Genomic DNA, 25,035 nt, shown 5'->3' with positions numbered 1-25,035 from the left:
CGTGCCGGCCTTCTAGGTGCAGTGGACGCCCCAGGTCAACCGAGCCAGTTCTCGACCCGCAGATTGGGCACGCGGGAAAGCTCACGGATATTGTCGGTGATGAGGGTGAGATCGAGGGCGAGGGCATGAGCGGCGATGAAGAGGTCGTTTGGTCCTATTGGCGTGCCCATGCTCTCCAGATGGGATCGCAACTGACCGTAGTATTGGTCGGCCGGCGCCGCCGAAAGCGACCAGGCGGTCATAGACCGGACCGCTACCGGGGTTGCGAATGATTGCCGACACGATGTTGGTATCGAGCATGGCCTTGGCCAGACTCAAAGTTTCACATCCCGTAGCGGTCCCAGGTCATCGTCGGTGATGTCGGGCCATTCTTCCTCGGTAAGCGGCTCCAAGGCATCAAGCGCCTCTCGCAAGGTTAGCCCCTTTTCGACCTTGGCCTTGATGACAAGGGTATCGCCATCTTTCCGGATGGTCACTTCGGCATTGGCAGGCCCGAACTCCTTCGGGATTTCGACGACGTGTCGGTCTCCCTCGCGGACTATGCGCGTAATAATCTCGTTCACGGGCGCCTCCATCGGCTTCAGGCACATAACATAAGCCCGAACTGCACCCGCAACAACATCACCCCCGCAGCAGCTCCATCCGCCCCGGCGTGAAATGCATCACGGCGTCCTGCGGCGGCGCCCAGTTGATGACCTCGACGATCGGCGCATGCTCGATCAGCACCCGCAGGGTGCGCGCGATGCCGCCATGCGCCACCACCACCGAGGGTCCCTTGAGCACACTGGCAAACTCGGCCAGCCGCGCCTCGACATCGCGATAGTTCTCGCCATTCTCGGGCCGGTAATCCCAATAATCCTCGGTGCGCTCGCCCGGGGCGATAGCCATATTGGCCGGAAGCTGCTCGAACAGCTCCCCTTCCAGCACGCCGAAGGAAATCTCCATCAGCCGCACGTCGTACTTGACCTCGGGCAGGTGCGCATTGAATCCGGCGCGTACCCTTTCCATGGTCTCGCGCGTGCGGCCCAAAGGCGAAGCGTGCCATTCGAAGGCGTTGGGATCGAGCCCGCGCGCCGCGAACAAAGCCGCCAGCGTCCTGCCGTTCTGGTTGGCCTGGCCGCGGCCCTTGTCGTTGAGCGGAATATCCTTGCGCCCCTGATAGCGGCGTTCGGCATTCCAGGGGGTTTCACCATGCCGGACAAAGTAGATTTCCGGCCAGACCAGGGCTGTCATGATATTCCCGCGCCGCTGAGCCGGCGCGTCCTAAGGCTAGTGGAGTCGCTGCGCTGGTTGTGGCACATGGTGGATCAGTTCGCCACCAGCATGACGCCAAGTCCGGTTCCGCCATGACACTTTCCGCCGCCGACACCATTGTCCAGCTCACCGCGCTCATCGGCGCCAATGCGGTCATCGGCGAAGCCGGGCGAATGGCCCCCTATCTCAACGAACCACGCAAGCGCTTCCACCAGCAAGCCGCCGCCGTAACCCTGCCCGCCTCGATAGAACAGGTGCAGTCCATCCTGCGCTGGGCCAATGAGAACGGCGTCGGCATCATCCCGCAGGGCGGCAATACCGGGCTGGTGGGCGCCCAGGTGCCCCTGCGCGGCGACGAAGTCATCGTCAGCCTCGCCAGGCTCGACCATATCCGTGCCATCGATACCGCCGCCGGCACCATGACAGCGGAAGCCGGCGTCATCCTCGAAAATGCCCACAAGGCCGCCGAAGCCCAGGGCATGATCTTCCCGCTCTGGCTGGGCTCGCAGGGCTCCGCCCGCATCGGAGGCCTGCTCTCGTCCAATGCCGGCGGCGTCAATGTGCTGGCCTATGGCAATGCCCGCGAGCTCACCATGGGCGTCGAGGCCGTCCTCGCCGATGGCCGGCTCTATCGCGGCCTCAATTCCCTCAAGAAGGACAATACCGGCTACGACCTCAAGGATCTGCTGGTCGGCGCCGAGGGCACTCTGGGCATCATCACCGCGGCCACGCTCAAGCTCTTCCCCAAGCCGGAAGACTACGAAACTGCCTTGATCAGCATCCCCGGCCCCGAGGCCGCCCTCACCCTGTTCCAGCTGCTGCGCGGGCGCATCGGCGGCCGGCTCAATGCCTTCGAGATCATCCCCCATCTCGGCCTCGACATGCAGCTCCGCCATGGCATGCTCGACCGCGACCCCAGCGCCGGTCCCTCCCCCTGGTATGCCCTGATCGAAGTCAGCCGCATGGCCGGTGGCGCCCCCGGTGCGTTGATGGAGGCTATCGAGGCCGCCTTTGCCGACAATCTGATCGACAATGCCGTCTTCGCCGAATCCCTTGGGGACCGCACCCGCATGTGGGCCTTCCGCGAACAGATGAGCGAGGTGCAGTCAAAGGAAGGCGCCTCGATCAAGCACGATGTATCCGTGCCCATCGCCGCCGTGCCCCAGCTCATCGCCGAAGGCAGCGCCGCCGCCGAACGTCTGGTCCCCGGCATCCGCCCGGTGCCCTTCGGCCATATGGGCGACGGCAATATCCACTTCAATTTCAGCCAGCCCGTCGGCGCCGACGCGAAAGCCTTCATGGCCCAGGCCGACGAAATTCTGCACGAGGCGATCTACGAGATCGTGCTGCGCCTGGGCGGTTCGGTTTCGGCCGAGCACGGCATCGGCCAGCTCAAGACCGACCTGCTCAAGCAGGTGAAGGACCCCGTCGCGCTCGACATGATGCGTGCCATCAAGACCGCGCTCGACCCCAGGGGCATCCTCAATCCGGGGAAAATGCTGGGGTAGCGCCACAGTCACACCGAGGACACTCAGTCACGTAGCGGTGCCGCCTTGCGCCGGCGCGTCCGCAGGGCCATCTATGCGCCCATGCTGCTCAACATCCAATTTCTCGACGACGCCACCCGTCCGCCTCTGCAGAAACTCGAAGGCCTGACCGATGCCCAGCGCGCACCGGGCCTGCATCTGCGGCAGGTGCATGATCACCTGCGCGCCAACATGCTCACCCTCGGCAAGCTCATCGAGCGGGCCAATGCCGGCACGGTGAGCCAGGCCGAGATCGCCGCCGAAACCGCCGATCTCGCCATGGTCGCCAACTATCGCCGCTTCGGTAATCTGTGCGGCCAGCATTGCGGCATCGTCGAGATGCACCATTCCATCGAGGACTACGCCATCTTCCCGGCCTTGGCCCAGCAAGGCCCCGCCTTCAAGGCCATTGCCGACCGCCTGCGCGCCGAGCATGTCGTGGTCCACGAACTGCTGGAGCGGCTCATGGCTGCCCTCAACGCTTTGGCCGAAGAGCCCACCCCTGCCCGCTTCGAGGACACCAAAACCGTCTACCACGCCCTCGAACGCGTGCTGCTCTCCCACCTCGGCTGGGAAGAAGACGCCATGGGCGACGCGCTGGGCTATTTCGGGCTCGGGGGGTAGCACGATCTTGTCCCGCCCGCCGGCCCCACCCTCCCCCTTGTGGGGAGGGAAGCGAGATAGGACTTAGCGTCAGCTAAGTCCGTTGAATCGAGCAGGGTGGGGGTGTCAACGCTTCCGCGAACTCGGTGTCTGTGGCACCTCCGCCCCCCTCCCTAGCTTTGCTACGGCCCTGACCGGGCCTAGCTGCGCTACCCTCCCCTCAAGGGGGATGGTGTCGACTGAGGCTCCAGCGCCCCTCAGAACAAATCCAGTTGCCCGCCCGCCGCCTTCCTGCGCACGGGCTCCGGCTTCATCACCATCACCCTCTCGATCAGCCCCGCATCATCGTCCCGCGCCGAATTCACCCGCGTCGAGACCGGATGGAACTTCAGCGCCCCATCCGCCAGTGGCAGCGCCAGTTGCCCTGCCTCACGCGCCCGCACCGCGCGCACATTGAGCCAATCGTCGATATCGGCCCCCTCCAGAATCGCCGGCATGCGGTCGTGGATTTGCGAAAGCTGCGCGTTGGCCGCCACGGTGATCGTCGCCACGCTGTCGATTTCCTCGCCATTGGGCCCCATCCAGCTCGTATAGAGCCCGGCCAGCGCCATCGGCCGATCATCTTCCATGGTGATGTAATAGGGCTGCTTGGTCTTGTCCGGGTTGGTGTGCCACTCGTAGTAGCCGCTGGCCGGAATGATGCAGCGGCCATGCTTGAGCGAATCGCGAAAGGCCGGTTTTTCGGCCATGGTCTCCACCCGCGCATTGACCAGCAGCGGGAAATCGCGCGGATCCTTGACCCAGCCGGGCACCAGGCCCCAGCGCGCGAAATGCGCCTCGCGCCGCCCATGGGCTTCCCATATGGCCGCCACCGGCTGGGTCGGCGCGATATTGTAGCGCGGCACCAGGTCGATGGAATTGAACAGCCCGAATAGCTGCGCCATCATTTCGGGTGGCAGCGTCGAAGCGTAGCGTCCGCACATGGTCGCACTCCTGAATCAGCAAACAACAGGTAGTCTGCACCTGTCCGAATCGCAAATGAGCCACAAGTGACCGAAGACGTTCCCAACGCCGCCAGCGTCGCCCTCGTCCGCGACGGCAAGGTGCTGCTGATCAAGCGCGCCTATGCGCCCTATCAGCATCTGTGGACCCTGCCCGGCGGCCGCATCGAGCCGGGCGAAACCATCGAGCAATGCGCCACTCGTGAAATATCGGAGGAGGTGGGCCTCACCATCCGCAATCCCAGGCCCGTACTGGTGCAGCCGCTCGGCCGCGATGGCACATTCCGGCTGGCGGTCTTTGCCACACGCGATTTCTCGGGCCAGTTGCGTGCCTCCGACGAGATCGCCGACCACAAATGGCTCGACCCGGCGGCCCTCATCGCCCTGCGCACCACCAGCCGCCTCGATGACGTGCTTGCGAGAGCCTTCGCAGTTCTGGCGCAAGGGTGATAAGCAATCGCCATGAAGCGCATCCGCCTCGCCATCGCCCTGCTGCTTGCCCTGGGCACCGCCCCGGTCTTCGCCATCGATCCGCCTTATCAGCGGCAGATGGAGCGGCTCGCCGAGATCATGGGCAGCCTCTACTTCCTGCAGCCGCTCTGCGAAGCCGGCACCGAGGATTGGCGCGCCCAGATGGCCGAGCTCATCACGTTGGACGAGCCTGACGAAGACCGGCGCCAGCGCCTCGCCGGCGCATTCAACGTCGGCTACACCGCCTATTCGCGCTTCCACCGCGCCTGCACGCCGGCCGCGCGCGAGGCCCTGACGCGCCTATTGGTCGAGGCCGAGCGCATCGCGCGCGACATCCATACGCGCTTTGCCGAATAGGCGAGGGACGATTCCCCGCTTACATGCGGGCCTCTCCGTACAATCGCGCACCGCCTGTTAACCTTCGGGTTACTTCCTGCGCGCCCGCCTGCCCCCTTCATGCTACCCCCAGCGTCATGACCACGAGCAAAACCATGTTTGCACCCGCGTCCGGGGCTGCCGTCTTCGACCGCGAGCAGGGCGAACGGCAATTGGCGCTCGAATACCTGGCCGAAGCCTGGAATTGTGCCGAGGACGATGGTGTGCAGAGCGCGTCGCTGGCGCATGCCTCGCTGTTCGCGGCCCTTGCCACCTTCGTCAAGATGCACGGCGACGAGGCCACCGCCGATCTCATTGCCCTGCTGCCCGACCGCATCCGCTCCGGCGAATACAACCTCGACCGCATCCTGCAATAGGCCGGTCTGCCTCAGAACCGGCACGACCTTCGTGCTAGTCTCGAATCGTCCGCTACCGGGAGATTCGACCATGCGCCTCATCGCGACCATGCTCAGCGCCTTGCTGTTGTTCACGCCGGCCGCCCTGGCGCAGGATGAAGCCCAATACGACCCCTATGCCGACATGGTGGTCAGCGATGACCTGGCCGCGCTGCCCGCGCCGGTGCGTCTCAAGCGCCAGCAGTTGATCGAAGCGACGCGAACCGGCGACATCGAAAGCCTGCGCGCCATCATGGACGCGCAGGAGGCACCGCCCAATGTCAGCTTCGGCCTGCCCGACGATCCGGTGGCCTATCTTAGGGAACAATCAGCCGACCCCGAGGGCCGTCAGATGCTGGCTCTGCTGCGTAACCTGCTGGAAATGCCCTATGCCGTGCTGGGCGCCTCCAGTGATGCGCCCAGTTATGTCTGGCCCTATCTCGCGCTCGCGGACATCGAAAACCTCACCCCCGAACAGAGTGTCGACGCCTACCGCCTGATCACCCCCGAACAGCTCGAAGACATGCACCAGTTCGGCGGCTGGTTCTGGTGGCGCGTCTATATCGGCCCCGACGGCGAATGGCAGGCATTCGTGGCGGGCGATTGAATGCGGGCGCTGGGTGGAAGCATCGATTTCCTTCGCCCGCCAAAGCTGGCATGATGCTCCCATGACGATCACGCTCGATATTGCAGACGATCTGAAAGCCCGCGTCGATGCCATTGCGGCCCGGTCCAGCCTGTCGCCTTCGCAGGTCATTGCCGACGCTCTCGAAAATGGTCATTCGCTGGAATGGCAAGAGCGTTTTCTGGAGCAGGTTGCCGCTGGCCTGGCCGACGCGGACAGCGATGCTTTTGCCACCGATGACGAGCTTACCGCCGCTGTGAACAAGTACCGTCCCGCATAATGCAGGTCGCCTGGACGCGAACCGCCCTCCTTCACCTTGAAGAAATCCAGTACTTTGTCGCGCAGGACAGCCCGGCCGCGGCCTATGACCTGGCCATTGCGCTTACGGAGCGCCCCAATCGGCTGCTGGCCGGTAATCCGATGATTGGGCGCATGGGGCGGGCGTTGGGCACGCGCGAGCGCGTGTTGGGGGATTTGCCCTACATCATCGTCTATCGCGTCACCAAAAGGGTTGAAATTCTGGCTGTCGTTCACACGGCAAGGCTTTGGCCCGGCAAATTCGACTAGTCCATTTCCCCGCGCTGCCCACCGCAGTCGCGTTCTTGAAAATCATGCCGCACTGCGCCATGTCTTGGTCCCGTCCGGAGCCAAGAAGATCATGACCATCCATCTGCGCGCCGACCGTGCGCTGTTCCGTTTCTCCGGTCCCGATGCGCATAGGCTGCTCAACGATGTGGTGACCGGTGAAATTCCCGGCGCGGGCACTGGCGAAGGCGAGGTTGCCGCGGCCTGGGCCCTGCTGTCGCCCCAGGGCAAGATTCTGGCCGAGGGACTGGCCGGCCATGCCGAAGATGGCATCTGGGTGGACGTGCATCAGTCCGTGGCCGACGACTTCTTCAAGCGCATGAAGATGTATCGGCTTCGCGCCAAGGCCGAGATCGATGACCTGCGGGAAACCCATCGCGTCGGCTTCGCGCAGGATGAAGAGCCATCAGGCATAAGGCATACCGACCGCATGGGCCCGATCGATCTGGGCTGGCGTGCCATCGCCCCCATCGAGACCACTGCGGACTGGGTGCAGAACGACGCCTTCTACCAGGCCGAGCGCATCGGCGCCGGCATCGCCCATCAGGGCAATGACTTCCCAGCCAATGACGCCTTCGCCCACGATATCGGCCTCGATATCCTCGACGGCATCGACTTCGCGAAAGGCTGCTATGTCGGCCAGGAAGTCGTTTCCCGCATGAAGCATCGCGGCACCGCCCGCCGCCGCCCGGTTATCGTCCTGGGCGTGGACGCCCCCGCCGGCACCCCGGTCCTTGCCAATGGCCGCGAGGCCGGCACGCTCGGCCAAGTGGTCGATGGCGCGGCCGTCGCCATTCTCAGGCTCGACCGGATTACCGATCCCGAAGCGGTGACGGTGGCCGGCAAGAAGGTGAATGTTGCCCTTCCGGTCTGGGCGACCTACGCCTTTGGCGAGAGCGAAATGGTCGAATAGTACAAGTCGGGCGCGCTCGGAAGAGTCGCCACAGTTCTGCGAATCGAGCCCTGATGCTACTGTCGATGCTAACAGTCTGTTAGCCTTTGGGGACCGATGGCACGCACTAGCGCACGCGCCTGGCAACGTATGTTGTCGGGCCGCCGGCTCGATATTCTCGATCCCTCGCCGATGGATGTCGAGCTCTCCGACATCGCCCATGGCCTGGCCCGCGTCGCCCGCTGGAACGGGCAGACCGAGGGGGATTACCCGTTTTCGGTGGCCCAGCATTCGGTGCTGGTGCTCGAGTTATTCCGCGCCCACAGCCCCGATTGCGATTCCGTTTCTCAGGCCCAGGCCCTGCTGCATGACGCGCCCGAATATGTGATGGGTGATATCATCTCGCCCTTCAAGGCGGCCATGGGCGGCAATTATAAAGACGTCGAAAACCGCCTGCTGTCGGCCATCTACCTGCGCTTCTCATTGCCCGCTGCCATGCCGGCGGCGCTGGCCAGGCAGGTCAAGAAAGCCGACCGGGAAGCTGCCTTTTTCGAGGCCATCCACCTGGCCGGTTTCGAGGATGCGGAAGCCCGCAAGTTCTTCGGTGAGCCCAGCCTCCCGGCCTTCGACGTCGACGCCTTCGACCGGCTGATCCGGCCCTGGCCGACGCGCGAGGCGCATGACCGCTTCATCGCGGCCTTCGAGGCACTTTCGGTCTAGCGGCCAAGGGCTTGGCCCCTGTGGGGATTAACCCTAACCGAGGATCAACTTTGCCCTGGCCGGGCCGGTATGGTTTCTAAACCGTTAAGACAATGTTGCCATTCGCTTCATTTCGGGACGGAACGCCATGAACCTGCCAGATCGCCACCTCCTGCTCGGCATGACTGTCGGCGCCATCTGCGCCACCGCTCTCGCGGCCATCGGGCCAGGCATGGTTTTCGAGGCCTTTGGCGATGAATTCGCCGCAACCGGCGTCGATGCAGCAAGCCTGGTGAAATACGAGGATCGCGACTACGCCGTCGATTATGACGCCTCTGTCGCCACCGATCCGCTCTCCACCGTCAGGGTCAAGAAGGTCGAGGCCGGCAAGGTCAGCTACGTCACCATCACCACCACCGCATCGGGTACTTATTCCACCGACGCGATGTTCTCCAGCCACATCCAGTATCCGGGGATAAGTGTGGAGGCCGCCGAGCCCGACCGCAATTTCTTTCGCTACTGGACCAATGGCCGCTGGTCGTCCTTCAGCACCGGAAATGCCGGCTCTTTCTACTACTACGGCTCCACCCGCTAGCCGAACAGCCAACCGCGCTTGAACTTGTAGAAAATGTGCAATCCGATCTGGGTAACCTTGGTCATGCGGGGTGCCCAGGCCGGCCGGACATAGCTGGCGTGGTAGTGCGTCGCGTCGCCGACTTCGGTCAGGTAGAGCTGGCCATCGGTGTAGCGCCTGGCGATATCCTCTGCCTGCGCCCAGGACTGGCGATCGTTGATCGTCTCGGGAATGCCGTCGCAGGCGAAGGAGAACTGGCAGGAATTGCGCCGGCTCTGGTTCTGGAACACCACGCCGCAGATCGTATCGGGATAGCGGTAGTCCTTGACGCGGTTGAGCACGACCTGGGCCACGGCCACCTGCCCGCGATAGCTTTCCCCGCGGGCTTCAAAATAGATCGCCGTCGCCAGGCACCACAATTCCTTGTCCGATACCTGCATCACCGTGCCGGTCGAGAAGCCGCCGGTGACCGGGGCCGTGGCGCGGGCATAGGCAAGTTTCTCGGAGGCCATGACAGGCATTGGCGTGCTCATCTCCGGCGCGATGCCGGCAATGGCGTCGAGCGCCGCAGCGGTGGACGGATCGATCGACGCCACCGACATGCGCGGCCCGATCTCGACATCGCCGGTCGCCTCGATGGCCGCGTCGGCGATGCGCGACTGCCCAAGGGCCGCCGGATCGGCGGGTCCGCCACGCAAAGCGGCGAGACGGACACGGACCTCTGCAAAGCTGCGGGAAATGGCGAGCACGTCGACCGGCGGCCGCTTGCGATCGGTTTTCTCGGCCCGGTTGGGGCCGGTGAAGCTCGCCGTTTCGAACAGGTGGTCGACCGAACCGGTAATGACCGGATCGACGCCCGACCAGGAAATGCTCGCAGCGACAAGATCGACATCGGACGGCATGGCGTCAGCGAGGTCGGCAGCGGGGCCGAAGGCGCCGTTGGTGAGCCCGACATAGCCGAGGCCACAAAAAATCCCGACGACCAGCAACCTGGTGAAGGGATGTCGGCGAACCGCTCTAGCCGGGCGCGAACGCACCGACCGGTGGGAAGAGGCCATCAAACGCTACTCAACGCTACGCAACAAAACTACTGATCGGCGAAAGTGACGCTAAAATGCCGATATCAGCTATGATGTCTGATTAGGGTTAGCGGTGCGTAAACAGGCTTTGAGGCGCAGCAATGGGTTAACCATGGCGAGGGCCTGGCAGGAATGTGACCGGCGGTTCTGCTGCAGACGTCAGACGCCGCAGGCGCCCCGGACCGGCGCAACCTGGTCGGCAAAGGCATCGACCCGATAGCGCACGGTGAGCGAGCGCGAACTGACCGGCGTGACCCGCACGGTGAGGTTGGTCGCGCCGGCCACGCTCTGGATAAAGGCCAATGAATCGGCGGTGTTATTGAGCAGGATCGCGGTATTTTCGGCATTGACCGGCAGGGTGCGACTCCGCGCGGCCTGCAAGTCGAACTGCCAGGTGATGCCCGCATCGTTGCCCAGTGCCGACATGGTATTGCCGGCAAAAGCGAAGGCGACCGTCAGCACCCCGGCATCGCACGCAACCGTGATCGTCGCTGCCTCGCGGCCATTGGGCCGGGCGGGGATAAGCTGTTCGGATTCGAGGACCACCAGCGCGGCATCGGTGCCCGCCGCCGGCGCGGCAAAGGCCGCATCAAAGCAAGCCAGGCGGCCGGCATCATCAGCGATCGCGCTGCATTGGGAGCCGGTTGGCTGGGCCATCACGGCCGGAGTGGAAATAGTCAGCAGCGGCAGCAGCGCCAGAACCGGCAAAAATTTCACGTCGGTATGCCCCATCCCTTTTGCGCCGGCAGATGCCGGCTGGTCCCCTTCATATGGGGATCGTCGCTTCGCTATTTAAGCAGAAGCCTGCGCCAGCGTCAGCCGTGCAACCGGGACACGATAGGGTGAGCAACTGACATAGTCGACGCCCAAACCGGCAAAGAATTTCAGCGATGCCGGATCGCCGGCATGTTCGCCGCAGATGCCGATCTTGAGCCCAGGATTGGCGGCCCTGCCCCGCTCGATGGCAATGGCGATCATCTCGCCCACGCCCTTTTCGTCAATGCTGACGAAGGGGTCGCGCTCATAGATGCCCTTGCGCTGGTAGGCGGCAAGGAAGGTTGGCGCGTCGTCGCGGGAGATGCCGAAGGTCGTCTGGGTCAGGTCATTGGTGCCAAAGGAGAAAAAGTCCACCATCTGGGCGATGTCACCGGCGCGCAGGCAGGCGCGGGGCAGCTCGATCATGGTGCCGAAGGAAAACTTGACCCGATCGGTACGCAGCAGTCCCGAATTGGCGGCAATGGCGTTGACCCGGTCGCGCACCCAGCCAACCTCGCTGGCGGTGGAGACGAAGGGCACCATAACCTCAACCGCCACCGGTTCGGTCTGGGTCTCGCTGGCGGCGCGGACACCGGCCATCAGCGCCTGCATCTGCATCTGCAGCATTTCGGGATAGGTTATGGCCAGCCGCACGCCGCGATGGCCGAGCATTGGGTTGATCTCGGCGATCCGTTCCAGGTTTATCCGCAGGGCACGCACCGCAAGCCCGAGGGAAGCCGCCGTTTCCTCGATCTCTTCCTCGCTGCGCGGCAGGAATTCGTGCAGCGGCGGATCGAATAGCCGCACCGTCACCGGCAGGCCGTTCATTGTCGAGAACAAAGCCGAATAGTCACCCGTCTGATAATCGACCAGCCCGTTGATGGCCCGGCTGCGATCCTCCTCGTCCTCGCTGAGGATAACGCGGCGCAAGGCCACCATGCGCTCGGGTGAAAAGAACATATGCTCGGACCGCGCCAGCCCGATGCCCTCGGCACCGAAGCTCAGCGCCGTCATGGCCGATTCGACCGTCTCGGCATTGGTTCGCACCGAGATTTTGCGGCTGGCATCGGACCAGCCGAGCAGCGTACCGATGGCGCCGCCGATATGGGGCTGGGCCAGCGGCAACTGCCCGGCATAGACCTGCCCGTCGCTGCCATCGATGGTGAGGCGATCGCCGCTACGGAATTCGCGGTCGCCGATGCGGCAGACCATTTCATTGGTATCCACCGACAGCGTGCGCACGCCGGCAACGCAGGGCTTGCCGGTGATGCGGGCGATCACGCCGGCATGGCTAGTCATGCCCCCACGCGCCGTCAGGATGCCCGTGGCTGCCTTCATGCCTTCGATATCGGCCGGGCCGGTTTCGTTGACCACGAGGATACAGTGCTTGCCGCGCGCCCGCAGCCGCGCCGCATCTTCGGGGTTGAAGACGATGGCGCCGCTCGCTGCCCCGGGCGAGACACCGAGCCCGGTGGCGATCGGCGCGGCGCCTTCGGTGGAGCGCAGCCTTGGATGCAGCAATTGCGTCAGCCGGGTCGGATCGACGCGAGTCACGGCATTCTGAGCCGACCATATCTTGCGATTGACGCGATCGACCGCTGCTTCCAGCTCCGCGGCCGCCGTTACCTGCACCGGCCGTGCCGAGAGGAATTCCACCTGCCCGCGCCTGATGGCGACAAGACAGTTCATATGCCGGCCCGCCTTGGCGTCCAGCAGGTTGACCAAAGCGGCGATAGAATCGGACATGCGTGGCAGCGGCGCGCCATTGACCGGTGCTGGGCCCATGGCGCCCGTTACCGCATTGCGGGTCAAAAACTGCTCGATCTCGCCATCGGCCGCCGCCTGCACCAGCACGATCTGCTTGCCGCGATCCTCGTCCGAGCGGCCGGTCCAGCCCTGGCCAAAGCCATAGCTGTCGAATGCCGCCTTGATGGCCCTGGCCAGGGGGCGTGCCGGATCGACCGAATCTTCAGGATTGGCCGGCGCGGCAATCCCCACCTTGGCCGGCATCAATCCGCCATTGTGCGCCGCTGCCGACGTACGCACGACCAGCGTCGGCGGCTTGGCATCCTTTCCCACCAGCTTGAACAGGCAGGCAACCCAATGGGTGCGCAGCTTGGTTTCGCGTCGGGTGCGCTCGCCTTGCAGCGCCTCCCAGGCGGCACGGGTCAGTGCGATGGTGGGCACGGTGGGGAAGCCGGCTTCGCCGACACGGAAAATCCAGCGTGCCTTGCCACTCAGGAGCTTGAGCTGGCTGGCGGACAGATTCGCTTTCCCCGTGGCGGGAGCAATCGCGAACATTTCCTGCGCCAAGCTCACCGTTAAGTCCTTGCCATATTTGAAGACGCATATTGCCTATGAGCCGGTGCGACCGCAACAAGACTTGACTTGCCGAGGCGCTGAAAGCATCTGATCTCATATGGAAAAGCGGCCACAACTAGACATTCTGCTGTGTGCCCCGCGCGGATTTTGCGCCGGGGTTGACCGGGCTATCCAGATTGTCGAGCTCGCCCTCGAGAAATACGGCGCACCGGTCTATGTGCGCCACGCCATCGTGCACAATAAATACGTGGTCGATGGCCTGCGCGACAAAGGCGCGGTTTTCGTCGAGGAACTGAGCGAAATTCCCGAAACCGATGCACCGGTGGTGTTTTCGGCCCATGGCGTGCCCAAATCGGTGCCATCGGACGCCAGGAGCCGCAACATGTTCTTCCTCGATGCCACCTGCCCGCTGGTCAGCAAGGTGCATGTCGAGGCACAGCGGCATTTCGCCGAAGGCCACGAAATCGTGCTTATCGGCCACAAGGGGCATCCCGAAGTCGTCGGAACGATGGGCCAATTGCCGCCGGGGGCCATCACGCTGGTCGAAACGGTGGCCGATGCCATGACGTTCGCGCCGCGCGATCCCGGCACCCTGGCCTTTGTGACGCAGACCACGCTGTCGGTGGACGATACCCGCGAGATCGTTGGCGCGCTTCGGCAGCGTTTTCCTGATATCAACGGCCCACACAAGGAAGACATCTGCTATGCCACCACCAACCGGCAGGAGGCCATCAAGGCCGTGGCGCCGGAAGTGGATGCGATGATCGTGGTGGGCTCGCCCAATTCCTCCAATTCCCTGCGCCTGGTGGAAGTGGCCGAGCGGGCGGGCTGCAGGAATGCCATGCTGGTGGATCGTGCCGCCGAGATCGACTGGTCGCGGCTCGAAGGTATCAGGAGCCTGGGCGTTTCGGCCGGCGCTTCGGCCCCTGAAAAGCTGGTGGACGAGGTGATCGAGGCCTTTGCGCAGCGCTACGACATCAAGGTCGAGGCGCGCGTCACGGCCAAGGAAAACATCGCCTTCAACATTCCGCGCGAGTTGCGCACCATCGAAGCCGCGGTTGCGCGGTGAGCCACTTATCCCCGCATACATCGGCAGGCGTTAGCCTGACGGCTCCGGCACGCTCCAGGAGCTCTCATGACTGATACCGTCATCATCCATACCGACGGCGCCTGCTCGGGCAATCCGGGTCCTGGCGGCTGGGGCGCCATTCTCGAATATGGCGGCCATACCAGGGAGCTCAAGGGCGGCGAGGCGCTGACCACCAACAACCAGATGGAGCTGACCGCCGCCATCAATGCGCTCAACGCCCTCAAGCGCCCCTGCACGGTCGAGCTCCATACCGACAGTCAATATGTCAAGAACGGCGTACAGAGCTGGATGCATGGCTGGAAGCGCAATGGCTGGAAGACCGCCGACAAGAAGCCGGTGAAAAATCTCGAACTCTGGCAGGCGCTGGACGAGGCCACCAGACGTCACAAGATCGAGTGGAAATGGGTCAAGGGCCATGCCGGGCACGCGCTCAACGAGCGGGCCGATCAATTGGCCAATGAGGGCATGGCCCCGTTCAAGCCGAAGCGGCGGGATGATCGGCTGATGCCGCCGGTTTGACGGCTTATTACCACTTTCGCGAAAATGGTAATAAGGTTCTGTTACCACCTTCGCAAAAATGGTAATAAGAACCATGAAATCGATCGATACCAGCTATCAAGTCCTCTATTCCGAGCTTGCACAGCGCAGCCTGGACGCAGCATTTTCGACAGATTTCTCGATAGAGGGCCGCTTTATCCGCCAGGAAGCGAGCGGTCGCTTTTATTGGTATTTTGATACCGCCGAAGAAGGCGGCAAAAAGAAACGCCGCTATGTCGGACCCGTCGATGACGAAGCCATTACCCGGCGCGTCGAACAATTCAAAGACCTCAAATCGGACTACCGCGCGCGGCGAAAGCTGGTTTCCACGCTCATTCGCGAGGCCTATCTGCCGGCTCCACCTCAAAAGGTCGGCGATGTGGTCGAGGCATTGGCCAATGCCGGTTTCTTTCGGCTGCGCGGTGTCCTGGTCGGTACAGTGGCCTTCCAGTGCTATTCCGCTAGTCTGGGCATTCGTCTTCCCAATACCGCACTACAGACGGGCGATGCCGATTTCGCGCAGTTCCATTCAATTTCGATGACCGTTGGCGATACCACGCCCGATATGTTGCAGGTTCTGCAGAGCATCGACGCGACCTTCCGCCCGCTGCCGCATCTTAGTTCACCCATTGCCACGAAATTCGTCGCCCGCGATGGCTATAAGGTCGAGTTTCTTACCCCCAACACCGGTTCGGACGACCACCAGGGCAAAGCGACCACTATGCCCGCGCTCGGGTCAGCCGGCGCTGAGCCTCTTCGCTTCCTGGATTTCCTGATCTACGAGCCAGTCCGGGCGGTTCTCCTGCACAATGCGGGCGTTCCTGTCCTCGTTCCGGCGCCGGAACGATATGCCGTCCACAAGCTCATCGTCGCCAGCCGCCGCGAAGCTGATCGCGACGCCACAGCCAAACGCCGAAAGGACAGGCAGCAAGCGCAAATCCTGATGGAAGCGATGGCCGCAACCAATCAGGCAGTTGCGCTTGCCGACGCATATATCGAGGCGTGGAACCGGGGAGCGGCCTGGCGGGACGCCCTTTCGCGCAGCTTTGCCGCAATGAACCCTCAGACAGTCGCGTCCATCTTTCAGGCACTCGCCCGCGGCGTGAAAACGCTGGGGCAAGACCCCGCCATGTTCGACCTGCCCGGCTGACGACGGTTCGCCCGCACCAAGTTATGACCTTTTCGCGAAAAGGTTATAACCGATCGGTCCGCCTCTTACGCCCGCTTCGGCAACAGGCCTTTCACGGCGCGCAGGGCCGGCGCAATGGCGTAGCCCACGACCGGGATCATCGCGGCGCCCAGGGTCAGGCCGAAGACGAAATCCACGGCGGCGGTGGCGAACCAGCCCGCAACGCCGGCAATGGCGGGCATGGCGTGCTCGGCCCAGTGGGCAGCAATTTCCACGACCTGCTCGGGCCAGCCGAAACCAAACTGATGCAACCCATGCACGATGATACTGCCGCCGACCCAGGTCATTGCCGCCGTACCGACGACGCTGAGGATCTGCATGAAGACCGGCATGAATACCACCAGTCCGCGGCCAAAGGCGCGACCGGCGCCGGTGCGGGCGTGGCGTGCCATCCAGACGCCGAAGTCGTCACCCTTGACGATCAGCGCCACCACGCCATAGACGGCAATGGTGATGCCGACGCCGGCCAGCGCCAGAATTGCGGCGCGCGTCCAGAAATCGGGGATTTTGATGGCCGCCAGGATGATGGTCATGATCTCGGCCGAGAGAATGAAGTCGGTCTGAATGGCGCCTGCAACCTTCTGGTCCTCAAGCGACTGCGGCGCGATGGTCACCGATTCAAGCCCCGCTTCATGGACTTCGGCCCCATGCGGCGCCAGGGCGTGGAACACCTTTTCAGCGCCCTCGTAGCAAAGATAGGCGCCGCCGATCATCAATAGTGGGGTGATCAGCCAGGGCGCAAAAAGACTGAGTACCAGTGCCGCCGGCAACAGGAACAGCAGCTTGTTCCTGATCGATCCCCAGGCGATCTTGCCGACGATCGGCAATTCGCGATCGGCGGTGAAGCCCTGCACATAGTTGGGGGTGACCGCGGCGTCGTCGATCACCGCACCGGCCGCCTTGACGCCGGCCTTGGCCGCCTGCCCGGCCACGTCGTCAAGCGAGGCCGCCGCAACCTTCACCAGGCCCGCGACGTCATCGAGCAGGGCCAGCAATCCAACACTCATGGAATTATCCTTCGATAGCGCCGGATTGATTTGGCATTGGCGCAGGCGCAGCGCATCATCTGGTGATGATCCGCCCATTTGCAATCACCCTCGTCGCGCTTGCCCTGACAACTGCGCCGGCCTTGGCCCAGTTCCCGCCGCCGGGCATCTATCAATGCGTCGACATGAAGGGCGCCGCCTTCGGCACGCTGACATTGCTGGTGGCCGGCGACTACGATTTCGCATCAAGCGCCACCATCGGCGGTCGCGGCCAGATGGCGTCGTCGGGCAACAGCGTCAATGCCCTCACCGGCCCGCTGGCCGATATCGACCTCACCGGCAGCTTCACCACGGATGAGCGCGGCGAGGCCTCGTTCATGTTCACGACGACATTGGGCAGCGTGCTCTGCGCGCTGCCCGCCCGTTAGCCGGCGACTTTGGAGAAGTCGGCCACCAGGTGCATCGTGTCGCGCAGGCGGGCCAGCAGGTTGAGGCGGTTAGCACGCACGGCCGGATCGGCATCGTTGACCAGCACGGCGGTAAAGAACGCATCGACCGGGGCGCGCAAAGTCGCCAGCTTGGCCATGGCGCCCTTGTAGTCGTCCTTGCCGATATGGCTGGACACGGCGGCATGGACGGCATCCACGGCAAAGGCCAGCGCCGTCTCCTCGGGCAGCTTCAACGCATCTTGATCCACCGCGCCAGCATAGGCCTTGCCGTCCTTCTTTTCCTCGGCAGCAAGGATGTTGGCGCCGCGCTTGTAGCCAGCCAGCAGGTTCTGGCCATCGGCGGATGAAAGCAGGGCCGATAGCGCTTCGGCCCGCTGGGTTATCTGCAGGATGTCGTTGCTATCGGCCGAGATGACTGCATCGACCAGGTCATGCCGGGCTCCGGCATCGCGCAGGGAAACCTTGAGCCGGTCATGGAAGAAGGCCAGCAGGTCGGGCTCGACCTGGAGCGGAAAGCGCAGCCCATTTTCCGAAATGATGCGGATCACCCCCAGCGCTGCCCGACGCAGAGCAAACGGGTCGCGCGAGCCTGTCGGCTTTTCGTGGATGGCCCAGAAGCCGGTGAGCAGATCGAGCTTGTCGGCCAGGGCCACCGCGATGGACACCGGCTCGGTCGGCACCTTGTCGGTGGGGCCGAGCGGCTTGTAGTGCATTTCCACCGCGGTCGCGATGTCTGAAGGCTCGCCCTGCGCCGTCGCGTAGTAGCGGCCCATCAGGCCCTGCAATTCGGGGAATTCGCCGACCATGCCGGTGGTGAGGTCGGCCTTGGCCAGCATGGCGGCGCGCTTGGCGCGTTCCGGATCGGCGCCGACCTGAGGCGCGATCTCGCCAGCCAGCTTGACCAGCCGCTCGACGCGGGCAAACTGGCTGCCCAGCTTGGCGTGGAACACGGTTTCTTCTAGCTTGGGCAGGCCGTGCTCGAGCGGCAAAGCCAGATCGCCGCGATAAAAGAAGGCCGCATCGCTGAGGCGCGCCCGAATGACCCGCTCATTGCCCGCCGTGATCACCTTGCCCCCATCGGCCGCAATCGTGTTGGCGGTGATGATGAAGTTCGGCGCCAGCTTGCCGTTGGCGTCGCGCAGGCAGAAGCATTTCTGGTTGGCGCGGATGGTGGCGATGATGACTTCCTCGGGCAGTTCGAGGAAAGCCGGATCGAACGCGCCCATCATCACGACCGGCCATTCCACCAGTCCGGCGACTTCTTCCAGCAAGCCCTCATCGGCGATGACGGTCAGACCCTGCGCAAAGGCGAGTTGGTCGGCATCGGCGCGGATGATGTCCTTGCGGCGATCGATATCGAGCACCACCTTGGCGCGCTCCAGCGCCTCGACATAATCGTCGAAGCGGCGCACGCGGATTGCCGCGGGCGCGAGGAAACGGTGGCCGAACGTGGTCTGCCCGGCTTCCAGCGTGTTGGAGGCGAAGGGGATCACCACCGGCTCTTCATTTTCAGCGCCGAAAGTGGCCGTGATGGCGCGCAGGGGGCGCACCCAGTTGTAGCTGCCGCTGCCCCAGCGCATTGACTTGGCCCAAGGGAAATCGGCCAGAATTTTCGGCAGGATGCCCGACAGCAGTTCCACCGCCTCAGCACCCGGCCTGTTGATATGGGCGACGTAGAAGTCACCCTTCTTGGGATCGCTTTCCACCTTGGCCTCATCGATCGAAGAGAGTCCCGCCGAACGCAGGAAACCATCAATGGCAGGCTGCGGGGCGCCGAGTTTGGGGCCCTTCTTTTCCTCGCGCGTATCGGGCGACCGGGCCGGCAGGCCGGTCACCGTCAGCGCCAGGCGGCGCGGCGTCACAAATGCCTTGGCGCCCTCGTAGACCAGTCCAGCATCGACCAGCGCATTGGTCACGGCCTTCTTGAGGTCATCGGCCGCACGGCGCTGGAAGCGGGCCGGGATTTCCTCGGAAAAGAGTTCGAGCAGCAGTTCGGGCATGGCGGATACCGGTGTTGGAGGCGCGGTTTGCTTAGCTTGCGTGGCAGGCTATGTCTATTGGCGATTACCAGCCGCCACCACCACCGCCCCCTCCACCGCCCCCGGACGAGCCCCCACCGCCACCGCCGGAGGAGAATCCGGAGGAACTGGCCTGTACCGGCTGGGCGGCGACCATGGCCGCCGTCATGCTGGCCGCCGCGGCGCTGACCGCATTGGTCATGTTCGAAGCCGAGCTACCCCAGGCACCGCGCGAGCCGCTTCCGTGATACCAGCCGGGGCTATAGGAACCCGACGCATCGGCGACCGCATTGCGCGCCAGTTCTGCCTCGAAATGGCTGCTCCAGGGCTTCTCGACGCCCAAGGCGATGGCATAGGGCAGCATGCGCTCGAAGCGGCTGATGGTCATGGGCGGGGCGTCGGCCATGTTCATGCGCTCCTTTTCGGCGGTCTCGATATAGAGCTTGAGCCCGTCGATCTGGTCCATGACCTTGCGACCCTGCAGGGTCGGCGCGCGCATCAGCACCGCAAAGACGATGGTCACCGCGACGATGGTTATGGCCGCGATAGCGGCGGTGTTGACCTCGATGCTGCTGAAGCCATCGACAAATGCGCCAATGATGTTGAAGCCGAAAATGGCCAGCCAGAACACGCCGAAGAAGCGGAGGAAACCGAAAGACTTGGTCGCCCGCCCCAGCGCGCCAATGAGTACCCCGCCGAAAATTCCCAGCACCACAGCGCCGATCAGCCATTCCGGCGACAGGATATCCAGCAACACCATGCCCCCCAGCAGGCCGAGGGCCAGCACGAAGCCCAGCACCGAGTAGCCAGTATTGTTACGGAACCACAATGAGCGGTTCTCGCTCTCGATGGCGGCAATGAACTCGCCACGCTTCTTCTGCAGTTCCGGGCCGGTGCTCTTGTCGATAACGGTGGTCCGCTCGGTGCCGAGATAGTCGAACAGCAGCTTCTCACCCGCCGACAACGGCTCTTCTGGCTGCTTGCCGGTGGCCTTGATCTTGAGCTGGCCTGTCGCATTGTCGATCAGCACCAGCCCCTTGACCCCAAGGTCGAAGATGGCCGAGGTCAGCGCCACCCAGCCGGAATTCTCGAAGCCCCATTTATGCACGTAATGCACCAGCGGCGGCGAAAACCCCTTGGGCGGGTGGAACAGGGGAATGATCGTTCCCTTTTCCGGGTCGCGGCCAACGCGGAACCAGGCCAGCGCATTGTAGGCGATGGCGAGCAGCGCCGCGAGGACGGGCAGGATTACCTCATTCAAATCGCCCAGCCGCTGCTGGAAGGCGGCAAAGCCGGTGGGAAAGGCGATGATGCCCTTGTTGAAGGCCACGGCGATGGTCATGCCCTCGCCTGCTCCCAGCGCACGGCTGGCGCGGAAGGCCGCAGTAGTGTCGGAGGTCTGCTTGATCGACACGGCCTGTTCGGTCGAGCCGGCAGGGCCGGTATAGCCGGCCAGGTTCGAGATGACTGCGCCATCGGGCAGGGTCACGTTGGCACGCGCCGCCAGGATCGGGAAAATCCAGTAATTGCCGGTGGCGTTCCAGTAGAGTTCATCGTGGTCGGCGAATTCCCGCGCCATGCGGGTCATGGAGTAGCGGATGACGTAGCGGTGGATGCCGCGATCGAGGAAGGAATCCGGATTGCCGATCCATATGCGCTGGAAATTGCCCATGCGCTCGACGCGATACATCTCCTGGTCACCCTCGCGGGTGACGCCCGCCACCTCAAGCTCGGGCCGTACCTTGCCGCCATCGCTGCCCAGCATCACCACCGGAATGTCGCGGTAGATGCCGCGGCGGATTTCCAAGCCCTCGGCGTTGACCTCGATGGTTTCGGTGACATCCACCGAACCGTCGGCATTGAGCACGACATCGGAGGTGAACGAGCGGATTTCCTCGCTCGCCTGTACGGGAAATGTGAGGGCCAGGAGAGTGACAACCAGGGCACCGAGGCGCATCAAACCCACGAACCGACTCTTCATCGCCGCGTCATTCCCGCGAAAGCGGGAATCTCCCTTATGCTTAGCTGCGAGACGAAGGGAGATTCCCGCTTTCGCGGGAATGACCCTGTGGCCAGGCTGCTCATTGTGGTGAGCGTCGCTAGTTGAACTTGACCGAGGGCACGGTCCGGTCGGCCTCGTTCTCCAGCTCGAAATACTGCGCTTTCTGGAAGCCGAAGGGGCCGGCGATGAAGTTGGAGGGCACCGATTCGACCATGACGTTGAGGTTGCGCACCGCGCCATTGTAGTAGCGCCGCGACATCTGGATTTCGTCTTCCACGGTCTGCAGCGCTTCCTGGAATTCGAGGAAGGTCGTATTGGCCTTGAGGTCGGGATAGGCCTCGGCGGTGGCGATCAGCCGGCCCAGCGCGGAGGAGAGCTGGCCTTCGGCCTTGGCCCGCTCTTCGGGCGAGCCGGCCGCCGCGCTGGTCGCAGCCGCGCGGGCATTGGTCACCGCTTCGAGCGTTTCGCGCTCATGGCCCATATAGCCCTTCACGGTTTCCATCAGGTTGGGGATGAGATCGGTGCGGCGCTTGAGCTGCACGTCGATGCCCGACCAGCCCTCCTCTACCATCTGCCGGTTCTTCACCAGCCCGTTATAGACGCTGATGGCATAGAAAGCGGCCACGACGACAAGGCCTAGGATGATCCAACCGATCATGTGCGTGTCTCCTCATGCGGACCAGGATTGCGCCGGAGAGTGGCACTCCGCCGATTTGGGCGCAATGGGCCCATCTTGCCTTTAGCCACTACCATCACTACGTTCATGCTCATGATCAGAAACGCTGCACATTGGCTGGAAAATCCCCTCGCGGGATCTCAACCCTAAGCATGCCCGCCGCGCCGGCGCCTGCTTAGGGTAGGCGCGCCGCACATTGCAGCGCTTTCTGGCGCATCGATCCCGACATCATTCCATTCGCCGAACCGGCGCGCATGAGGCGCGAGGGCGGCCATAAGAGAACACACATCATGACGACCACCATTCACAACGACCTCAACCCCAGGATCGTGCTGGGCGCGGCGGATCATCGCCAGCTCAGCATCCTGGCCATGGCCGGGCTCACCCATCTGCCGGACCAGTCCGACACCCTGCTCCATGAACTCGAACGCGCCCGCGTGGTCGACGATACCAAAGTGCCGTCCGACATCGTGCGCATGGGTTCGACGGTGCATTACCGCACCGACAGCGGCCAGGAGCCGCGGGTGACGCTGGTCTATCCGGTGGATGCCGATATTGCCGAGAGCCGGATTTCCGTGCTGACGCCGGTCGGCACGGCGCTGATCGGCCTGCGCGTCGGCCAGTCGATCACCTGGCGCGACCGCGCGAACAAGCGGCATATGCTCACGGTGCTGGAGGTGACGCAGCCAGAGGTCACCCTCTCCCCTTGAGGGAGAGGGATGACGTTTTCTGCGTTCAGCATAAAATGTCAGGGTGAGGGGTGCTGCGCCCTCCCATGCTTTAATGCCAAAGGATGGCGCAGGACCCCTCATCCGCCCTTCGGGCATCTTCTCCCTCAAGGGGAGAAGGGGAGAAAGATCACTCCGCCCCGCCGCCGGCCGTTTGCAACCAGGCCTCGCCGCAGCTCTTGGCGAGTTCGCGGATGCGCAGGATATAGCTCTGCCGCTCGGTGACCGAGATGACGCCGCGGGCGTCGAGCAGGTTGAAGTTGTGGCTGGCCTTGACGACCTGCTCATAGGCCGGAATGGCCATGGTCTGCCGATTGCCCTGGGCGCCCTTGGCCAGGATCGCGCGGCATTCCTTTTCCGCATCATCGAAATGGCGGAATAGGATTTCGGTGTCGGCAGCCTCGAAATTGTATTTGGAGGATTCCTGCTCATTCTGCAGGAACACGTCACCATAGGTGACCTTGTCCTCGCCGGTGCCGCCGTTGAAATTGAGATCATAGACGTTCTCGACGCCCTGCACATACATGGCGAGGCGTTCGAGCCCATAGGTGATTTCGCCCGGCACCGGGGAGCATTCAAAGCCTGCCACCTGCTGGAAATAGGTGAACTGGCTGACTTCCATGCCATCGCACCAGCATTCCCAGCCCAGGCCCCAGGCGCCCAGCGTGGGGCTTTCCCAATCGTCTTCGACGAAGCGGATGTCATGCAGACTGGCATCGAGCCCGATCTCGGCCAGGGACTTGAGATAGAGTTCCTGGATGTTGTCGGGCGACGGCTTCAGGATCACCTGGAACTGGTAATAGTGCTGCAGCCGGTTGGGATTTTCGCCATAGCGGCCATCCTTGGGCCGGCGGCTGGGCTGCACATAGGCGGCCTTCCACGGCTTGGGGCCAAGCGCGCGCAGCGTCGTCGCCGTGTGGAACGTGCCGGCGCCCATCTGCATGTCGTAAGGCTGCAACAGGACACAGCCCTGCGCTGCCCAGAAATTCTGGAGCGTCAGGATCAGACCCTGGAAGGAGTTCCTTGGGTCCATATGCGACGGGCGGTTGGTCATCTGGCAGTCCCTGATTTCGGGACAAACCTCTAGTTTGACCGCCCGTCAGGGTCAACGGCGTTTGTCGTCGTCGCCCGGCCGGAACGTGCCATCCTCGTCGCGCTTGAGGTCGATGACGCCGGGCTGGGCCCGCTCGCGCAGGTCGCGTTCGCGGCGCAGGCGGCGGGTTTGCTCGTCATCGGCCTTGAATTGGCTGGTCCAGTCACGCCAGATTTTGCGCAGGCCCAGCCAGATGGCGATGCCGATAATGGCGAAGATCAGGACGCGGAGCAGCATGCCGGTCATGGCCTCGCCCGCAGGGAGCGTTCCTCGATGGTCGTGGTCAGGTCGGCCATGCTCGATCCTCGTTGCTTGCGGCCAGATTTAGGACGTGCCCACGACGATTACCAGACGAGCCGTGCCGTGCCACGAAAGATTGCATCGAATTCTGGGCGGAAGGCGCGGCCCGCTGCTTCGTGCAGGACGCGGCTGGCCAGCAGCGTCAGCGGCGCGCGTGAGCCCTTTATGCCGCGCACCAGCACCCGGCTGGCCGCTTCGTCCGGGCGCGGGCTCAGCGGCAATACCGTGACAGCGCCGAAGCGCTGGGTGAATCCGGCCAGCAATGGCGCCAGGCTTTGCGAGGGATAGACGAAAATCACCTCGCCGCCCGCCGCGGCAGCGCCGGCCGCTGTCTTGATCCACAGGTCGAGCCTCGCAGCGTCCATGTGCCGCGCCCCGGCCCGTCCGGCATCCGCCGCCAGCGTGCCATCGCCATCGGCAAAAAAGGGTGGATTGGCGATGACGCTGTCATAGCCGTTATCCACCAGCCCCGCCTTGCGCCGGTCGGCGCCTTTGCCGGTCACGTCGGCAATAGTGACCCGCGCCCGACCGGCGAGCCCGTTATCGGTGGCATTGGCCTCGGCCAGCGCCACCATTTCGGCATTCTGGTCGGCCAGGGTGGCCATGAGCCCGGCATTGAGCGCCATGGCAACAAAGGCCGCCGCACCCACGCCGCAGCCCAGGTCGAGCAGGCTTTTGCGGCCTTCCGCCACCGCCGCGCCGAGCAGCACGCTGTCAAGCCCGGCCCGGAAACCGCGGCTGGGCTGCGACAGAGTGAGCCTGCCTCCTAAAAAGGCATCGCGCGTTACTGTTTGGTGTTTTACAAAGGCT

General features: G+C 63.7%; 29 protein-coding genes and 1 pseudogene. 16 read left to right on the top strand and 14 right to left on the bottom strand.

The genetic code is table 11. The features are described from left to right. Positions 1 to 35 precede the first annotated feature (35 nt). The 3 genes and pseudogenes from ASD04_RS17135 to ASD04_RS17125 all read right to left on the bottom strand — a co-directional run bounded on the left by ASD04_RS17135 (position 36) and on the right by ASD04_RS17125 (position 1,233). Positions 36 to 312 (bottom strand): annotated as a pseudogene (locus tag ASD04_RS17135) (PIN domain-containing protein). Positions 313 to 314: 2 nt separating this feature from the next. After that, positions 315 to 563, bottom strand: coding sequence for an AbrB/MazE/SpoVT family DNA-binding domain-containing protein (locus tag ASD04_RS17130; RefSeq protein WP_156461307.1), 249 nt, complete (start codon positions 561 to 563; stop codon positions 315 to 317). Between the two features lie 58 nt (positions 564 to 621). Further along, a complete protein-coding gene (locus tag ASD04_RS17125; RefSeq protein ID WP_056259661.1) occupies positions 622 to 1,233 on the bottom strand; it encodes a histidine phosphatase family protein in 612 nt (203 codons plus the stop codon). A gap of 113 nt (positions 1,234 to 1,346) precedes the next feature. Here ASD04_RS17125 and ASD04_RS17120 point away from each other — a divergent pair, with 113 nt between their 5' ends. Both ASD04_RS17120 and ASD04_RS17115 read left to right on the top strand, forming a co-directional pair. Continuing rightward, the gene (locus ASD04_RS17120) at positions 1,347 to 2,762 is read left to right on the top strand and encodes an FAD-binding oxidoreductase (protein WP_056259659.1); all 1,416 of its coding nucleotides are present in this window, start codon (positions 1,347 to 1,349) and stop codon (positions 2,760 to 2,762) included. A 45-nt stretch (positions 2,763 to 2,807) separates the two neighbouring features. After that, on the top strand, positions 2,808 to 3,404 hold the full coding sequence (locus ASD04_RS17115; protein ID WP_056259656.1) for a hemerythrin domain-containing protein: 597 nt from the start codon (positions 2,808 to 2,810) through the stop codon (positions 3,402 to 3,404). 236 nt (positions 3,405 to 3,640) lie between these two features. On the opposite strand, the gene ASD04_RS17110 is transcribed toward ASD04_RS17115, so the two are convergent. Further along, the gene (locus ASD04_RS17110) at positions 3,641 to 4,366 is read right to left on the bottom strand and encodes an SOS response-associated peptidase (RefSeq protein ID WP_056259654.1); all 726 of its coding nucleotides are present in this window, start codon (positions 4,364 to 4,366) and stop codon (positions 3,641 to 3,643) included. A gap of 66 nt (positions 4,367 to 4,432) precedes the next feature. Here ASD04_RS17110 and ASD04_RS17105 point away from each other — a divergent pair, with 66 nt between their 5' ends. The 9 genes from ASD04_RS17105 (at position 4,433) to ASD04_RS17065 (ending at position 9,021) form a co-directional block, all read left to right on the top strand. Continuing rightward, positions 4,433 to 4,834 (top strand): NUDIX domain-containing protein, encoded by a 402-nt coding sequence (locus ASD04_RS17105; RefSeq protein WP_056259653.1) that lies wholly within the window; start codon positions 4,433 to 4,435, stop codon positions 4,832 to 4,834. A 12-nt stretch (positions 4,835 to 4,846) separates the two neighbouring features. Then, the gene (locus ASD04_RS17100) at positions 4,847 to 5,212 is read left to right on the top strand and encodes a TIGR02301 family protein (protein WP_056259650.1); all 366 of its coding nucleotides are present in this window, start codon (positions 4,847 to 4,849) and stop codon (positions 5,210 to 5,212) included. Positions 5,213 to 5,346: 134 nt separating this feature from the next. Then, a complete protein-coding gene (locus ASD04_RS17095) occupies positions 5,347 to 5,607 on the top strand; it encodes a hypothetical protein (RefSeq protein WP_056259648.1) in 261 nt (86 codons plus the stop codon). A 70-nt stretch (positions 5,608 to 5,677) separates the two neighbouring features. Next, on the top strand, positions 5,678 to 6,232 hold the full coding sequence (locus ASD04_RS17090) for a hypothetical protein (RefSeq protein WP_056259647.1): 555 nt from the start codon (positions 5,678 to 5,680) through the stop codon (positions 6,230 to 6,232). A 61-nt stretch (positions 6,233 to 6,293) separates the two neighbouring features. Then, a complete protein-coding gene (locus ASD04_RS17085) occupies positions 6,294 to 6,530 on the top strand; it encodes a hypothetical protein (protein WP_056259834.1) in 237 nt (78 codons plus the stop codon). Then, positions 6,530 to 6,817 (top strand): type II toxin-antitoxin system RelE/ParE family toxin, encoded by a 288-nt coding sequence (locus ASD04_RS17080; RefSeq protein WP_056259645.1) that lies wholly within the window; start codon positions 6,530 to 6,532, stop codon positions 6,815 to 6,817. Before ASD04_RS17085 ends, ASD04_RS17080 begins: the two co-directional genes overlap by 1 nt. 91 nt (positions 6,818 to 6,908) lie before the next feature. Beyond that, positions 6,909 to 7,748 carry a folate-binding protein YgfZ gene (locus ASD04_RS17075; RefSeq protein WP_156461306.1) on the top strand — a complete coding sequence of 280 codons (840 nt, stop codon included), beginning with the start codon at positions 6,909 to 6,911 and terminating at the stop codon, positions 7,746 to 7,748. A 96-nt stretch (positions 7,749 to 7,844) separates the two neighbouring features. Next, complete coding sequence (locus ASD04_RS17070) at positions 7,845 to 8,447, top strand: HD family hydrolase (RefSeq protein ID WP_056259641.1); 603 nt, start codon at positions 7,845 to 7,847, stop codon at positions 8,445 to 8,447. 127 nt (positions 8,448 to 8,574) lie between these two features. After that, positions 8,575 to 9,021, top strand: a complete 447-nt coding sequence (locus ASD04_RS17065; RefSeq protein ID WP_056259638.1) for a hypothetical protein — start codon at positions 8,575 to 8,577, stop codon at positions 9,019 to 9,021. Here ASD04_RS17065 and ASD04_RS17060 read toward each other — a convergent pair. From ASD04_RS17060 to ASD04_RS17050, 3 genes are all read right to left on the bottom strand, one after another. Further along, positions 9,018 to 10,058 (bottom strand): cell wall hydrolase, encoded by a 1,041-nt coding sequence (locus ASD04_RS17060; protein ID WP_082531311.1) that lies wholly within the window; start codon positions 10,056 to 10,058, stop codon positions 9,018 to 9,020. The two genes, ASD04_RS17065 and ASD04_RS17060, sit on opposite strands and share 4 nt — an antisense overlap. 180 nt (positions 10,059 to 10,238) lie before the next feature. Then, positions 10,239 to 10,796 carry a hypothetical protein gene (locus ASD04_RS17055; RefSeq protein WP_156461305.1) on the bottom strand — a complete coding sequence of 186 codons (558 nt, stop codon included), beginning with the start codon at positions 10,794 to 10,796 and terminating at the stop codon, positions 10,239 to 10,241. 75 nt (positions 10,797 to 10,871) lie between these two features. Continuing rightward, positions 10,872 to 13,136, bottom strand: a complete 2,265-nt coding sequence (locus tag ASD04_RS17050; protein ID WP_056259632.1) for a putative PEP-binding protein — start codon at positions 13,134 to 13,136, stop codon at positions 10,872 to 10,874. A gap of 118 nt (positions 13,137 to 13,254) precedes the next feature. Between ASD04_RS17050 and ispH the strand changes: the two genes are divergently transcribed. The 3 genes from ispH to ASD04_RS17035 all read left to right on the top strand — a co-directional run bounded on the left by ispH (position 13,255) and on the right by ASD04_RS17035 (position 15,934). Beyond that, on the top strand, positions 13,255 to 14,226 hold the full coding sequence (ispH, locus tag ASD04_RS17045) for a 4-hydroxy-3-methylbut-2-enyl diphosphate reductase (RefSeq protein ID WP_056259630.1): 972 nt from the start codon (positions 13,255 to 13,257) through the stop codon (positions 14,224 to 14,226). Between the two features lie 66 nt (positions 14,227 to 14,292). Then, positions 14,293 to 14,766, top strand: a complete 474-nt coding sequence (gene rnhA / locus ASD04_RS17040) for a ribonuclease HI (RefSeq protein ID WP_056259621.1) — start codon at positions 14,293 to 14,295, stop codon at positions 14,764 to 14,766. 73 nt (positions 14,767 to 14,839) lie between these two features. Continuing rightward, the gene (locus ASD04_RS17035) at positions 14,840 to 15,934 is read left to right on the top strand and encodes a GSU2403 family nucleotidyltransferase fold protein (RefSeq protein ID WP_056259619.1); all 1,095 of its coding nucleotides are present in this window, start codon (positions 14,840 to 14,842) and stop codon (positions 15,932 to 15,934) included. Between the two features lie 65 nt (positions 15,935 to 15,999). Here the strand turns inward: ASD04_RS17035 and ASD04_RS17030 are convergent, their stop codons facing one another. Continuing rightward, entirely contained in the window at positions 16,000 to 16,980 is a 981-nt protein-coding gene (locus ASD04_RS17030) for a DUF808 domain-containing protein (RefSeq protein WP_056259616.1), read from the bottom strand. Positions 16,981 to 17,045: 65 nt separating this feature from the next. On the opposite strand from ASD04_RS17030, the gene ASD04_RS17025 reads away from it, so the two are divergent. After that, positions 17,046 to 17,387: a hypothetical protein gene (locus ASD04_RS17025; RefSeq protein WP_056259614.1), complete on the top strand. Its 342-nt coding sequence runs from the start codon at positions 17,046 to 17,048 to the stop codon at positions 17,385 to 17,387. Here the strand turns inward: ASD04_RS17025 and glyS are convergent. The 3 genes from glyS to ASD04_RS17010 form a co-directional block, all read right to left on the bottom strand. Beyond that, entirely contained in the window at positions 17,384 to 19,408 is a 2,025-nt protein-coding gene (gene glyS / locus ASD04_RS17020; RefSeq protein ID WP_056259612.1) for a glycine--tRNA ligase subunit beta, read from the bottom strand. The two genes, ASD04_RS17025 and glyS, sit on opposite strands and share 4 nt — an antisense overlap. Positions 19,409 to 19,472: 64 nt before the next feature. After that, complete coding sequence (locus ASD04_RS17015; RefSeq protein ID WP_056259610.1) at positions 19,473 to 21,407, bottom strand: DUF2207 domain-containing protein; 1,935 nt, start codon at positions 21,405 to 21,407, stop codon at positions 19,473 to 19,475. 118 nt (positions 21,408 to 21,525) lie between these two features. Continuing rightward, on the bottom strand, positions 21,526 to 22,086 hold the full coding sequence (locus tag ASD04_RS17010) for a LemA family protein (RefSeq protein WP_056259608.1): 561 nt from the start codon (positions 22,084 to 22,086) through the stop codon (positions 21,526 to 21,528). A gap of 308 nt (positions 22,087 to 22,394) precedes the next feature. On the opposite strand from ASD04_RS17010, the gene rnk reads away from it, so the two are divergent. Beyond that, positions 22,395 to 22,814 (top strand): nucleoside diphosphate kinase regulator, encoded by a 420-nt coding sequence (gene rnk, locus ASD04_RS17005; RefSeq protein WP_056259605.1) that lies wholly within the window; start codon positions 22,395 to 22,397, stop codon positions 22,812 to 22,814. Between the two features lie 148 nt (positions 22,815 to 22,962). Here the strand turns inward: rnk and ASD04_RS17000 are convergent, their stop codons facing one another. The 3 genes from ASD04_RS17000 to ASD04_RS16990 all read right to left on the bottom strand — a co-directional run bounded on the left by ASD04_RS17000 (position 22,963) and on the right by ASD04_RS16990 (position 24,935). Beyond that, the gene (locus ASD04_RS17000) at positions 22,963 to 23,865 is read right to left on the bottom strand and encodes a glycine--tRNA ligase subunit alpha (RefSeq protein WP_056259832.1); all 903 of its coding nucleotides are present in this window, start codon (positions 23,863 to 23,865) and stop codon (positions 22,963 to 22,965) included. 72 nt (positions 23,866 to 23,937) lie between these two features. After that, the gene (locus ASD04_RS16995; protein WP_056259603.1) at positions 23,938 to 24,171 is read right to left on the bottom strand and encodes a hypothetical protein; all 234 of its coding nucleotides are present in this window, start codon (positions 24,169 to 24,171) and stop codon (positions 23,938 to 23,940) included. Between the two features lie 98 nt (positions 24,172 to 24,269). Beyond that, positions 24,270 to 24,935 (bottom strand): methyltransferase, encoded by a 666-nt coding sequence (locus ASD04_RS16990; protein ID WP_056259601.1) that lies wholly within the window; start codon positions 24,933 to 24,935, stop codon positions 24,270 to 24,272. Positions 24,936 to 25,035 lie beyond the last annotated feature (100 nt).

This window comes from Devosia sp. Root436 (assembly GCF_001426345.1).
GTDB lineage: Bacteria > Pseudomonadota > Alphaproteobacteria > Rhizobiales > Devosiaceae > Devosia.
Note: the sequence above shows the minus strand (reverse complement) of the source record. Positions and strands in the feature narration are given on the sequence as shown.